12 protein-coding genes are annotated in these 12869 nt (G+C 61.9%); 4 read left to right on the top strand and 8 right to left on the bottom strand.

What is annotated here, in order from left to right:
- The first annotated feature begins 55 nt into the window (after positions 1 to 55).
- Entirely contained in the window at positions 56 to 1900 is a 1845-nt protein-coding gene (locus JG739_RS06705; RefSeq protein ID WP_202365786.1) for a peroxidase family protein, read from the top strand.
- Positions 1901 to 2126: 226 nt separating this feature from the next.
- Here JG739_RS06705 and JG739_RS06700 read toward each other — a convergent pair whose 3' ends face one another.
- The 4 genes from JG739_RS06700 to JG739_RS36000 form a co-directional block, all read right to left on the bottom strand.
- Complete coding sequence (locus tag JG739_RS06700) at positions 2127 to 2309, bottom strand: hypothetical protein (RefSeq protein WP_027151090.1); 183 nt, start codon at positions 2307 to 2309, stop codon at positions 2127 to 2129.
- Between the two features lie 868 nt (positions 2310 to 3177).
- Positions 3178 to 3816 (bottom strand): NrsF family protein, encoded by a 639-nt coding sequence (locus JG739_RS06695; RefSeq protein ID WP_202365785.1) that lies wholly within the window; start codon positions 3814 to 3816, stop codon positions 3178 to 3180.
- Positions 3817 to 3818: 2 nt separating this feature from the next.
- Complete coding sequence (locus JG739_RS06690; RefSeq protein ID WP_202365784.1) at positions 3819 to 4370, bottom strand: sigma-70 family RNA polymerase sigma factor; 552 nt, start codon at positions 4368 to 4370, stop codon at positions 3819 to 3821.
- A gap of 84 nt (positions 4371 to 4454) precedes the next feature.
- On the bottom strand, positions 4455 to 4577 hold the full coding sequence (locus JG739_RS36000; protein ID WP_274609426.1) for a hypothetical protein: 123 nt from the start codon (positions 4575 to 4577) through the stop codon (positions 4455 to 4457).
- Here JG739_RS36000 and JG739_RS06685 point away from each other — a divergent pair.
- The 3 genes from JG739_RS06685 (at position 4576) to JG739_RS06675 (ending at position 8421) form a co-directional block, all read left to right on the top strand.
- Positions 4576 to 5583, top strand: coding sequence for an iron ABC transporter substrate-binding protein (locus JG739_RS06685; protein ID WP_202365783.1), 1008 nt, complete (start codon positions 4576 to 4578; stop codon positions 5581 to 5583). The two genes, JG739_RS36000 and JG739_RS06685, sit on opposite strands and share 2 nt — an antisense overlap.
- A 178-nt stretch (positions 5584 to 5761) precedes the next feature.
- Positions 5762 to 7342, top strand: coding sequence for an ABC transporter permease (locus JG739_RS06680; RefSeq protein WP_202365782.1), 1581 nt, complete (start codon positions 5762 to 5764; stop codon positions 7340 to 7342).
- Positions 7339 to 8421 (top strand): ABC transporter ATP-binding protein, encoded by a 1083-nt coding sequence (locus JG739_RS06675; protein ID WP_202365781.1) that lies wholly within the window; start codon positions 7339 to 7341, stop codon positions 8419 to 8421. The genes JG739_RS06680 and JG739_RS06675 overlap by 4 nt, the downstream gene beginning before the upstream one ends.
- Before the next feature lie 48 nt (positions 8422 to 8469).
- On the opposite strand, the gene ugpC is transcribed toward JG739_RS06675, so the two are convergent.
- The 4 genes from ugpC to ugpB form a co-directional block, all read right to left on the bottom strand.
- Complete coding sequence (gene ugpC, locus JG739_RS06670; protein ID WP_202365780.1) at positions 8470 to 9537, bottom strand: sn-glycerol-3-phosphate ABC transporter ATP-binding protein UgpC; 1068 nt, start codon at positions 9535 to 9537, stop codon at positions 8470 to 8472.
- Positions 9538 to 9544: 7 nt separating this feature from the next.
- Positions 9545 to 10393, bottom strand: a complete 849-nt coding sequence (gene ugpE / locus JG739_RS06665) for a sn-glycerol-3-phosphate ABC transporter permease UgpE (protein WP_202365779.1) — start codon at positions 10391 to 10393, stop codon at positions 9545 to 9547.
- 8 nt (positions 10394 to 10401) lie between these two features.
- On the bottom strand, positions 10402 to 11286 hold the full coding sequence (gene ugpA / locus JG739_RS06660) for a sn-glycerol-3-phosphate ABC transporter permease UgpA (RefSeq protein ID WP_123148644.1): 885 nt from the start codon (positions 11284 to 11286) through the stop codon (positions 10402 to 10404).
- An 83-nt stretch (positions 11287 to 11369) separates the two neighbouring features.
- The gene (gene ugpB, locus JG739_RS06655) at positions 11370 to 12677 is read right to left on the bottom strand and encodes a sn-glycerol-3-phosphate ABC transporter substrate-binding protein UgpB (protein ID WP_202365778.1); all 1308 of its coding nucleotides are present in this window, start codon (positions 12675 to 12677) and stop codon (positions 11370 to 11372) included.
- Positions 12678 to 12869 lie beyond the last annotated feature (192 nt).

The raw sequence follows: 12869 nt of genomic DNA, 5'->3' as shown, positions 1-12869 counted from the left end.
CCCCTTTCCCATTGGGTGAGAGTGCTGCTTCCTGAATCATTTCCAGAGGTCAAGCATGGTCACGAAAAAGAAAGCCGCAGCGAAACAGACACCCAAGCGACTCGGCGCGACGAAGCCTACGAAGCGAAATGCTGAGACAGCGAACCCAGCCGCAACTTCCGAAATTGCCGAGCCAGTCCGCGAATTTCTCAAGAAGACATCGATCCCTACAGGATTCGTTAACCCAAAGCCGATCGTGCTGTCGGAGTTGCGAAAGCGCGTGACCGAAACGAATCTGAGGCCCACCGTTTCGCTGGAGCAACTGTTGGCCAGCGCGAATCGCATCAAGCCGGCGGACCTTCCCGTCGAGAAGTTACCGGACGACGTCAAAGAGTCTATCCTCGCACTAAAGCCAGGGATTCGACGTTTTCACGGCGCTAAAATTCCGCTCTACTGGTTCCCGTTTCCCTGGCTGAGTTCTGCCTGTGCAGATCGCTTCGGATACATGTCGTCCGCGGTCACCCGTGCGGCAACGAAGTTGCCATTCAATGTCGCGACGCAAAAACTCCTCGGCCAACTCGGTAACATGATGGGAGACCCCGGTCGTGATCCCAATCCTGCGTCTCACAATCCCGCTGATGCGGGCGTGTCTTCGATACCAGCAGGCTTCACTTATTTTGGTCAGTTTGTCGACCATGACATCACGTTCGACGTCTCGTCGACTCTCGACGCCGCTACCGATGCGAATACAATCAGTAACATGCGAAGCCCGGCGCTCGATCTGGATTCCATTTACGGCCGCGGGCCTGGCTTGGATCCATTTCTCTACGTTTTTCCTACATCTGGTCCAGCTACCGCAATCAAGCTGCACAGGGGCTTGAACACTCCTATTGGCCCGGGCGGACCCAGCAACAACGGTGACAAATCGGGCATGGTCCAGCAGACGAACTGGGATGTGCCCCGCATGCAGGGTACGAATACTGCTGCGATCGGCGATCCGCGCAACGACGAAAGTCTGATCATCGTACAGTTGCAGCACGCTATGCTGCGTTTCCATAACGCCGTCGTTGATCTGCTGGTGGCAGTAGCGTTTGCAGGCGACATCTTCGCAGAGGCCAAACGAATCGTGACCCATCACTACCAATGGGCCGTGGTGCACGACTTTCTGGAAAGAATCTGCGGAGCGGCTACCGTGAACAACGCGATGGCGAGCGTGTCAGCTCCCATCGGCAGCTCGTTCCGAATGCCCGTCGAGTTCGCCGTGGCAGCGTACCGGTTCGGCCACAGTATGATCCGTGATACGTACTGGGTGAATTTCAACTTCCCGAACGCCACACTCGGGCAGGTGTTTGAGTTCAGCCGCGATCCACGGCTGCCGGTCTTTTCCAACTGGGTCGTTGACTTCAACGCGTTCTTTGACACCGGAGTGCCAGTACCGGTTCACAACAAGGCCCGGAAAATCGATAGCTTCATGGCTAACGGATTGGAATCGTTGCCCGGATTCTCTGGAATGATGGCGATTCTGGCAACGCGTAACCTCCGGCGCGCTCTTGCTCTCGGTCTGCCGAGTGGACAGGGCATGGCCAACTCATTCAGCATGGCGCCGATGACCGCGGCGCAGTTGACATCTGGGCTGCCGGCGGCCGAAATGGCTGTGCTGAATTCCAGCGGCGGTTTACTGCTGAACAAGACGCCATTGTGGTATTACGTCCTTCGCGAGGCTGCGGTCCTCGCCGGCGGAAATCAGTTAGGCCCGGTCGGCGGCAGGATCGTGGCAGAGACGTTTGTCAGGATCTTGAAGCGAGATGCGTCATCCTATCTGAACGTCGCCGGCGGGTTCACACCTATGCTTCCTTCGTCCACGCCTGGAAACTTCACGGTGGCGGATTTGGTGGCCTTCGCCGGGGTAACGCAACCATAGAGATCGCGTTGCGAACGCCGATGACGGACCTTCAGCCGCGCTGACTTCAACTTCGATTCGGTCCAGAACCAGTTCACCTGTCCCGTTAGCAAACCGCTCATACAAGTATCGTCGCAACTTGACGGTCCCGCGAATTTTTCCGCTCGCCTCTGTTCGATGAATAGCCGCTTTTTGACCCGTGTTGGTCATTCCGAACCAACACCGACTGCCTTGAGCCGCCGGACCTTTACTTTTTTTTAAAAACGTCCTCTATAGCTTCCTTAGTAGATTTCCCCTCGTTAACTTGCTGCTCAACTTCCGCGAGCCGTTTTTGGGCCCTGCCGATCGCAGCCTCAATCCCCGTCTTCATGTTCTCAAGGACCTGGACCTGATTTTGGAAACTCTTCATATAAACATCGTCGATGGGCATTTCATTCCTCCATCTATGCCGCGCTCGATAGTTAGCGGCCGTTATGCAAGCCAGACTATGTCATACCACCATTCGAATTCAGTGGTATTGGGATTTGTGGCGGTATCCCGATAAGCCAAGAGCGCGATCCCCAGTGCGAATCCGCTCGTGAATTTTCCGTATGCCCACCCCGGGTCGTCTGCCTTCCACATAGTATACGGCCCCGCCCCCCAACCTGACCAATGTGGAGTGTGGCCTGAGCTTTGACTGGGGCCCACATATTTAATCCCTTCGGACGGGTACCCGGCTCCAGCGCCAGCCTGCACAACCCAGGCGTCGACCCACCTGGGTTCTTCGGAGGGGTTGAGGCCTGTGATCGGACCCGTCGGCCACTCGACCCGACCATTGTTAAGTGTCTGCATAAGGTCCCAATTGGCTGCCATGACATATCTCCAATCGCTGGCGGGCGACTCGCCCGGATTCATGAACAAGAGATCATATGCACCTCAACTATGTCCCATTTCTTCGAAATCAGCTAGGTTATCTATTAGGTGTAGATAATGCGCCGTAGGCACTCGCGGACGAACCTCTGGAACGGGTCCGACTGCTACCGTTCATCGGGGATGCCTCGAACTTCCGCAGTTGGCGCAACCGCGGCCTCCAGAATGGTCGCCAGCAATGCCTGCTTTTCAGGCACTGGCAACGGTCACCTCAACGGCCGAGATCAAGCGCAGAGCTGCCATTCAGAATCTGATGTGGGTCGTCGCATTCGGGTCAAGGGCGTGAATTCGGCACGGGCGAACGAACTTCCGCAACGGGTCGAACCAGATCGTTCAGAATGAACGACTTTTGACGTTAGAGCGTTACGATCTCCGATCGCGAACCATCGCTACCAGCGCACGAAAAGCCGCCCGCCGAGCGCGCCGAGCGCGGCGAGGATGGCAATCGCGATCGTATACCAGGTGGCGACGAACAGCGGCGAATCGTCGAAGCAGTGTGCGGCATAAAAAGTTGCCGCCAGCCCGCCGGCGAGCAGGCCCGCCACGGCTCCGGCAAGCACCGGCCGCGTCGGCGCGCCATAGCGCAGCACCGCCAGGAAGACAGCAAGCGGACCGATGCCGATCAGCGGAATGAAGGTCAGGCAGATAACCATGTTGCTGCCGACCAGCCGCCTGCCCCATTCGGCCGCAGGCACCGAAAGGAGTTCCAGGCCCACCGCTACGGCCACCAGCAGCGGTGCGGCAACCATCCAGGCCGCCGCCCTGCTCGTCGCTGCACCGGGTGTCGACAGGGCGCGGATCAAGGCGAAGGCGCTGGCCGCCAGAGCCATCGTGAACACGAACTTGGCAACGAAACGCGCCGTATACATGGCGGTGGCGATGTCAGTGCGTGGACCGATCGCCAGCCAGAACACGACCGCCGCGATCAGCGTAGCCGCACCTGCGCCTATCCACCAGGCCGAGCCAAGCGGCATTGCCGTGCTGCGGGCATCGGCGTCGAGCGCCTTGATGAGATCGTCGGTCCTCATTGTCATTCCCGCTTGAACTGTTTGGCCCCGAAGCGTTTGGCAATGGCTGCGAGACCGCGATGCAGCGACACCCGCACCGCCGTCTCGCTGATGCCGAACCTCACCGCCGTCTCGCCGATGGAACGGCCTTCGACCGACACCGACGAAACCACCGAACGTTGCGCCGGCGGCAGGCCGTCCAGGGCCCGGGTGATGTCGCGCCCGCTGACGGTCTCGGCCTCCGGTTCGGCGAAGGTTTCGGCGATCTCGTCGATCTCGATCTCGATGCGCCGCCCGCGCCGTCGAAAAGCGTCGATCAGCTTGAAGCGCGCTATGGCGTAGACCCAGGGCAGCACAGGTAAACCCTGGCGCCAGGTATGCCGCTTTACATGAATGGCCAGCAAGGTTTCCTGCACGACATCCTCGGGATCGACCCCGCCTTGAACGATCTTGCGCCTGATGAAGCCGCGAACCAGAGCAGCCGTCCGGCGCAGAAAGTCGGCGTAAGCCCTTTCATCTCCCGCGATCGCGGCCCGCATCAGCCGGGAAAGCTCGGCCTCGTCCTTGCCGGTCACAAGAGTTAACTCCCCAGTATTCGCGCCTCGGCCCGATTTGTTACGTGGCCGGCAAAATAATGTCCAAGCCAAAGTAAAGGAATATCACGAAGGTTTCACCTCCGGCGCCCGATTACGCAGCTCACCAATCTTGACTACACCGATCAGGAATTGGTAGTGCAGCCATGCTAAGTCAAGACCATCACCATCGAGCGGGATGACGCCCATGAAACATGCTCTTGCCGCCCTTGCCGGAGCCATGGCACTTGCAATCAGCCTGATCGCCAGCCCGGTGATGGCCCAGGACGGCGGCATCGTCGTCTACAATGCCCAGCATGAGAGCCTGACCAATGCCTGGGTGGAAGGTTTCACCGAGGAAACCGGCATCAAGGTTACCGTTCGCCACGGCGGTGACAGCGACTTTTCCAACCAGATCGTCGCCGAAGGCGCCGCTTCGCCGGCCGATGTGTTCCTGACGGAAAACTCACCTGCCATGGCGCTGGTCGAGTCATCCGGCCTGTTCGCGACGGTCGACGCCGACACGCTTGCACAGGTTCCCAAGGAATACCAGCCGGCCAGCGGCAAGTGGGTGGGCATCGCCGCGCGCAGCACCGTCTTTGCTTACAACCAGACCAGGCTGACCGCCGAGCAGTTGCCCAAGTCGCTGCTTGAACTCGCCGATTCGAGCTGGAAGGGACGCTGGGCCACCTCGCCGGCCGGCGCCGATTTCCAGGCGATCGTCAGCGCGCTTTTGCAGCTCAAAGGTGAGGCCGCAACGGCCGACTGGCTGAAGGCGATGAAGGAGAATTTTACCGCTTACAAGGGCAACAGCACGGTGATGAAGGCGGTCAATGCCGGGGAGGTCGATGGCGGCGTGATCTACCACTATTACTATTACGGCGACCAGGCCAAGACCGGCGAGAACAGCAGGAATGTCGGGCTGCATTATTTCAAGAACCAGGATCCGGGCGCGTTCGTCTCGGTTTCCGGCGGCGGCGTGCTGGCCTCCAGCAAGCACCCGCGGGAAGCTCAGGCCTTTCTGAAATGGGTGACCGGCAAGGCTGGTCAGGACGTGGTGAAGACCGGCAATTCCTTTGAATACGCGGTCGGCAAGGGCGCGGAGTCCAATCCGGCGCTGGTGCCGCTGGCCGATCTGCAGGCGCCGAAGGTCGATGCGACGACGCTGAACTCCAGGAAGGTGACCGACCTGATGACGGCAGCCGGCTTGCTTTAGTTCGCGTTCGTCCTAAAACGGCAACCGACTGCGCTTCTGCGGGAATTTCGCTTTCCGCAGGAGCGCTGTGTTTTTCCGAGGTGGCATTCGTCGATGACGACAAGCTGCGTTTTTGGCCGTGCTTGCGGCCGCTCGATCGTTTCCGCCAGCGGGCGGCAACGGCTCGGCGTCTGAGCAGATGCAGTCCGCCGCCGAACTTGCACGTTCACCGACCGGCATAGCGGCTGGGGAATGGAAGTGCCGGCGGCCGATATCCTGGATTTCGCTCGCCGCTATCCTGGTTTCATTGTTCTCGCTGCTGCCGCTCGCCTTTATCATCTGGATTGCCGTGCAGACCGGCTGGGAAGCCGTATCGGCACTGGTGTTCCGGCCGCGCGTCGGTGAACTTCTGGTCAACACCCTGCTTTTGGTGGTGCTGGCGGTGCCGATCTGCATTGTGCTCTCGGTGACGCTGGCCTGGCTGACCGAACGCAGCAGCCTTCCCGGTGTCCGCCTGTGGGCCTGGCTGTCGGTGGCGCCGCTCGCCATCCCGGCCTTCGTCCACAGCTACGCCTGGATCACCCTGGTGCCGGGACTGCATGGACTGTGGGCCGGCGTCCTGGTTTCCGTCGTCGCCTATTTCCCGTTCCTCTATCTGCCGGTGGCGGCAGCCTTGCGCCGGCTCGATCCCGCTCTTGAAGATGCTGCGGCAGCCGTCGGCCTCGGGCCGTGGCGCGTGTTCCGGCGGGTCGTGCTGCCGCAGCTCAGGCTCGCCATCTGCGGCGGCTCCCTGCTGGTCGGCCTGCACCTCCTCGCCGAATATGGCCTCTACGTGTTCATCCGCTTCGACACCTTCACCACGGCGATCGTCGATCAGTTCCAGTCGACCTTCAACGGCCCCGCCGCCAACATGCTGGCAGCGGTGCTGGTGACATGCTGTTTCGTGCTGCTTGGGATCGAAGTGCTGGTGCGCGGCGAGGAGCGCTATGCGCGCGTCGGCTCGGGCGCCGCGCGCCAGCAGCAACGCACAAGGCTCGGCCGCGCCACCATCCCGTGCCTGGCTCTGCCGGTCGTCACCGCGCTGCTGGCGCTCGGCGTGCCGTTCGTCACCATTGGCCGCTGGCTTGTGGCCGGCGGCGCCGATGTCTGGCGCCTCGATGAGATCGGCCTGGCGCTCGGCCAGACCCTCTTCCTGGCGCTTGCCGGCGCCCTGCTCGCCACGGTTGCCGCCATGCCGATGGCCTGGATCTCGATCCGCGCGCCGGGACGGCTGCAGCGCCTTCTGGAGGGCTGCAACTACATCGTCGGCTCTCTGCCCGGCGTCGTCGTGGCGCTGGCGCTGGTCACCATCACCGTGCGCATCGCGCTGCCGCTCTACCAGACCCTGTTCACGATCCTCGTGGCCTATGCGCTGATGTTCCTGCCGCGCGCCCTGATCAGCCTGCGGGCGTCGATCGCGCAGGCGCCGGTCGAGCTCGAACGCGCCGCCGCCAGTCTCGGCCGGTCACCGCTCAAGGCGCTGTGGTCGACGACGATCCGCCTGTCGGCGCCCGGTGCCGCGGCAGGCATGGCGCTGGTGGCGCTCGGCATCATGAACGAATTGACCGCCACGCAGATGTTGGCGCCCAACGGCACCCGCACGCTGGCGATGGCGTTCTGGGCCCACAGCGGCGAGATCGACTATGCGTCCGCCGCACCCTACGCGCTCATCATGGTGGCGATGTCGCTGCCGCTGACCTGGCTGCTCTATGTCCAGTCGAAGCGGATGGCCGGACGATGAGCTTCCTCGAACTCACCGATGTGCACAAGCACTACGGCCCGGTGGCCGCGCTGGCCGGCGTCGACCTCAGCGTGGCCAGCGGCAGCCGCACCGCGATCGTCGGGCCGTCCGGCTGCGGCAAGACGACCTTGCTGCGGCTGATCGCCGGTTTTGAGGCGCCGGACCGGGGTCGCATCGTGCTCGACGGCGAGGTGCTGGCCAATGGCGGCGCCGCCGTGCCGGCATATCGGCGCGGCATCGGCGTGGTGGCGCAGGACGGCGCCCTGTTCCCGCATCTGAGTATCGCCGCCAATATCGGTTTCGGCATGCGACATCACCAGGACAAGCGCAGCGAGCGTATCGTCGAGCTCGCCTACATCGTCGGGCTCGACAAGGCGATCCTGAAACGGCGGCCGCACGAGCTCTCAGGCGGCCAGCAGCAGCGTGTGGCGCTGGCCCGCGCCATGGCCATGAAGCCGCGGCTGATGCTGCTCGACGAGCCGTTCTCGGCGCTCGACACCGGCCTGCGCGCCTCGATGCGCAAGGCGGTGGCCGAGCTTCTGGAGACCGCCGGCATCACCACGATCCTGGTCACGCACGACCAGGCCGAGGCGCTGTCCTTTGCCAGCCAGGTCGCGGTGATGCGCGACGGCAAATTCTCGCAGGTCGGATCGCCGCACGAGCTTTATCTCAAGCCGAAAGACCGGATGGTCGCCGAATTCCTCGGCGACGCCATCATCCTGCCGGCCAAGATCGCGGACGGCTTCGCCACTTCGCCGCTGGGTCGGATCGCCGTCGACAGCACCGAGCGGCGTGATCTCGTCCGCATCATGCTGCGGCCGGAACAGGTGCTTTTGAAACGGACATCCCGCGAAGGCATGTCGGGCACGCCGGACATGCTGTTCGGCGAAGTCACGGAGTCCGAATTCGCCGGCTCGATGTGCACCATCGCGGTGCGGCTCTTGAACAGTCCCGACCCGCCGGACGCGGCCGCGATCGGCAACACGCCACTGGTCCTGCGCAAGCCAGGCATGGACACACCGGTGGTTGGCGAGATCGTCCGGCTGACGGTGTCGGGCAAGGCGCATGTGTTCGCCTGAACGGTCTTGCGTCTGGCGCAGTTCGCCAGTCAGGCCGACAGGCCGGCTTCAATCGACCCGCTTGCCGGCCTGATCGAACCAGTGCAGCTTTTCTGCCTTGGCCACGACTCGCAACTGGTCGCCGGGCCTGGCGGTGGCGCGACCTGAGACGCGCACGATGATACGGCTGCCAGCTGCGGCGCAGTGAAGAAGGCTTTCGGCACCGACCGGCTCGACCGCTTCGACTGCCGCCGGCAGGACGAGCGCACCGGGCAGCGCCTCCGCATCGAAGGTGACGTCGGCATCTTCAGGGCGAAACCCCAGCGTCACGGCCTGTGTTTCGCGAGCCGCAAAGCCGATCACCGTGCCGTCAGCCAGCATCGGTCCTGAGGAACTTCCGGTCAGCGCCAGGAGATTCATCGGCGGCGCGCCGATGAAGGAAGCGACGAAGATCGACGCCGGCTTTTCGTAGATGTCGAGCGGCGCGCCGGTTTGCTCGACCAGGCCGGCGTTCATGACAACAAGGATGTCGGCCAGCGTCATCGCCTCGAGCTGGTCGTGGGTGACATAGACCGAGGTGACGCCGAGCGTGCGCTGCAAATTCTTGATCTCGACCCGCATCTGGCCGCGCAATTTGGCATCGAGGTTGCTGAGCGGCTCGTCGAACAGGAAGACTTTCGGATTGCGCACGATGGCGCGGCCCATGGCGACTCGCTGGCGCTGGCCGCCGGAAAGCTCGCGCGGCCGCCGGTCGAGCAGCGCCGAAAGCTCCAGCACCTTGGCGGTCGAGCGCACCCTGCTGTCGATCTCGTCCTTCGGCGTGCCGCGATTGCGCAGGCCATAGGCCATGTTGTCATAGACTTTCATATGCGGGTAAAGCGCGTAGTTCTGGAACACCATGGCGATGTCGCGCTCGGTCGGGCCGATGGCGTTGACCACCTTGCCGTCGATGGCGACTGTGCCGGCGGAAATGGTCTCCAAACCGGCGATCATCCTAAGCAGCGTGGACTTGCCGCAGCCGGAGGGGCCGACCAGCACGCAAAGCTCCTTGTCGGGAATGGCGATGGAGACCCCCTTCACGGCTTCGACGCCGCTGGGATAGACCTTCTTCACGTCCTTCAGATCGACGGTCGCCATCGGCTTCTCACTTTTCGGATTCGACCAGGCCGCGCACGAACCAGCGCTGCATCAGCACCACCACCAGGATCGGCGGCACGATGGCCAGCATCGCCGTGACCATGACCAGGTGCCATTCGGTATCGGCATCGGCAAAGGAAACCATCTTTCTCAACGCGATGACGATGGTGTTCATGTCGTTGCTGTTGGTGACCAGCAGCGGCCACAGATACTGCGTCCAGCCATAGATGAAGAGGATCACGAACAGCGCCGCGATGTTGGTGCGCGACAATGGCAACAGGATATCGAAGAAGAAGCGCCATGGCCCGGCGCCGTCGACGCGCGCCGCCTCGATCAATTCGCCCGGTATGGTCATGAAGAACTGGCGGAACAGCAGCGTCGCGGTGGCCGAGGCGATCAACGGGATGATCAGGCCGGCATAGGTGTCGATCATGCCGAGATCGACCATCACCTTGTAGGTCGGCAGGATGCGCACCTCCACGGGAAGCATCAAGGTGATGAAGATCAGCCAGAAGAAGGTCATGCGCAGCGGAAAGCGGAAGAACACGATCGCATAGGCCGACAGGATCGAGATGAAGATCTTTCCCACCGCAACGCCGAGCGCCATGATCGTGGTGTTGAGGAGCAGTTGGCCGACGCTGACGCCGCCGATGCGGCCAATGCCGCCGAACAGCGCCTCGCTGTAATTGTTCCATAGCTGGCCGCCGGGCAAGAGCGGGAGTGGCGGCCTGAGGATCGTTTGCAGCGTGTGTGTCGAGGCAACGAAGGTGTAGTAGATCGGAAAAGCCACGATCAATATGCCGAGGATGAGCACGGCATGGGCGATGAAGGTGCGGAGCGGGGATTGGCCGATCATCGCTGCCCTCAACCGTAATGGACTTTGCGTTCCACGTAGCGGAACTGGATAGCTGTGAGCGCAATGACGATGGCCATCAGGATGACCGATTGCGCCGCCGAGTCGCCGAGGATCAGATTGACGAAGCCGTCATTGTAGACCTTGTAGACCAGCGTCTCGGTCGTCTTGCCCGGCCCGCCGCCGGTGACGGCATGAACGATGCCGAAAGTGTCGAACAGGGCATAGACGGTGTTGACGACCAGCAGGAAAAAGGTCGTCGGCGCGAGCAGCGGGAAGACGATGGTCCAGAAGCGCTTGGTCTCGCCGGCGCCATCCATGGCCGCCGCCTCGATCAGCGTTTTCGGCACCGCCTGCAGGCCGGCGACGAAGAACAGGAAATTGTAGCTGATCTGCTTCCAGGCAGCCGCCGACACCAGCAGGATCATGGCGTGGGTGCCGTTGAGCAGCGGGTCCCATGCAATGCCCAGGCTTCTCAGCAAATAGGCCAACGAGCCGATCGAAGGATTGAACAGAAAAAGCCACAGCATGCCGGCAATCGCCGGCGCCACGGCATAAGGCCATATCAACAGTGTGCGGTAGAGGCCTTTGCCGCGCACTGCCTTCTCGGCCATGACCGCAAGCAGGAGGGCCACACCCATGGCGACGATCGCCGTCGCAAGCGAAAACACCACCGTGACCTTGATCGAGTTGAGGTAGGCCGGATCGGCCAGCACCTTGCGGAAATTGGCGAACCAGACGAACTTGGTCCTCAGCCCGAACGGGTCTTGCCTGAGCATCGACTGGTAAAGCGCCTGACCGGCCGGCCAGTAGAAGAAAACCAGTGTTATGGCGAGTTGTGGCGCCACCAGCAGGAAGGGCAGGATCTTGTTGGGAAAGACGATGCGTGGAGACAGACTGATTTCCCTCGCTATTCAGGGGTCGCCCACGCGAACTCGCGTGGGCGATATTCAAACCGACACTAACCGAGATAATCTCGTCAGTTCTCCAGCGCTTCCTCGATCGCGGCGTTGCCGCGCGTGACCGCATTGTCAAGCGCCTGCTGAGCGGTTTGCTGGCCGGCCAGCATCTTCTCCAACTCCTCGTTCTGGATATCGCGCACCTGCGGCAGATTCGGCAGGCGCACGCCCTTCGAGTTGTCGGTCGGCGCCTTGCCCGTCATCTGCAGGATGGGTGTCTCGCGGCCGGGGTTCTTTTCATAGAAGCCCGATTTCTTGGTCGCCTCGTAGGCGGCGAGCGTCACCGGCAAGTATCCCGACTTCTGGTGCAGATATTCCTGCACATCGGTCTTGGACAGGTAGGCGAAGAAGGCCGCGACGCCCTTGTATTGCTCGTCGGACTTGTTGCCGAACACCCACAGGCTGGCGCCGCCCGGCGTGGTGTTCTGCGGCGCGCCCTTGGCGTCGGTATCGTAGGGAAGCTGGCCGATGCCATAGTTCATGCCGGACTTGACGATGTCGCCGAGACCGCCCGACGATTCCGTGAAGATGCCGCATTCGCCGGCAAGGAATATCTGCTTGGCTTCGGAGGTGCGCCCGCCATATTTGAAGGTGCCGTCCTTGGCGAGATCCGCGAGCGCCTGGAAGTGGTTGACGAAAATCGGCGCGTTGATCTTGAGTTCGACATCACCGCCGGCCAGGCCGTTCTGCTGGGTGGCCCACGACACGTCATTCCATGCCGCAAAATTCTCCAGATGGATCCAGGTCAGCCAGGTCGAGGTATAGCCACAAGGGGCGGCGCCGCTCGTCTTGATCTTCTTGGCGGCTTCCCACACCTCGTTCCAGGTCTTGGGCGGGTTCACGTCGAGGCCGGCCTTCTGGAAGATGTCCTTGTTGTAGTAGAGGATCGGCGAGGAGGAGTTGTAGGGGAAGGACAGCATGGTGCCGTCCGGCTTCGAATAATAGCCGACGATGCCGGGCAGATACTGGCTCTTGTCGAAGGTCATCCCGGCACCGGTCATCACCTCGGCCACCGGCTTGATCGCACCCTCGGCCGCCATCATCACGCCGGTGCCGACGTCGAACACCTGGAGGATGTCGGGCGCCTGGCCGGCGCGGAAGGCGGCGATGCCGGCGTTCAGCGTCTCCGGATAGGTGCCCTTGAACACCGGAACCAGTTCATAGTCGCTCTGGCTGGCGTTGAAATCCTTGGAGATCTTGTCGACGACCTCGGCGTTGGCGCCGGTCATGGCGTGCCACCAGCTGATCTGCGTGGCGGCGAAGGCGGAGGTGGTGGAAAGCAGGGTCAAGGTGGCGGCAACACCGGCCGCGAAGCCGAAGAACTTCATGTTTCATCTCCCGTTTTGTCATTGGCGAAAGGGCACTCTCGCAAAGGCAATATGTGCCGCTCGTGACAATTGGACAACGGTTTTGTTGCGGATCGATGAACTTGATTTCCACTTAACGTGGCGCATGCTTCGAAATGAGAGCCGATGGAAAGCAATTGAAAAGCCGGCTTACCAATCGAACAACGACGACGA

Source organism: Mesorhizobium sp. L-2-11, assembly GCF_016756595.1.
GTDB lineage: Bacteria > Pseudomonadota > Alphaproteobacteria > Rhizobiales > Rhizobiaceae > Mesorhizobium.
Note: the sequence above shows the minus strand (reverse complement) of the source record. Positions and strands in the feature narration are given on the sequence as shown.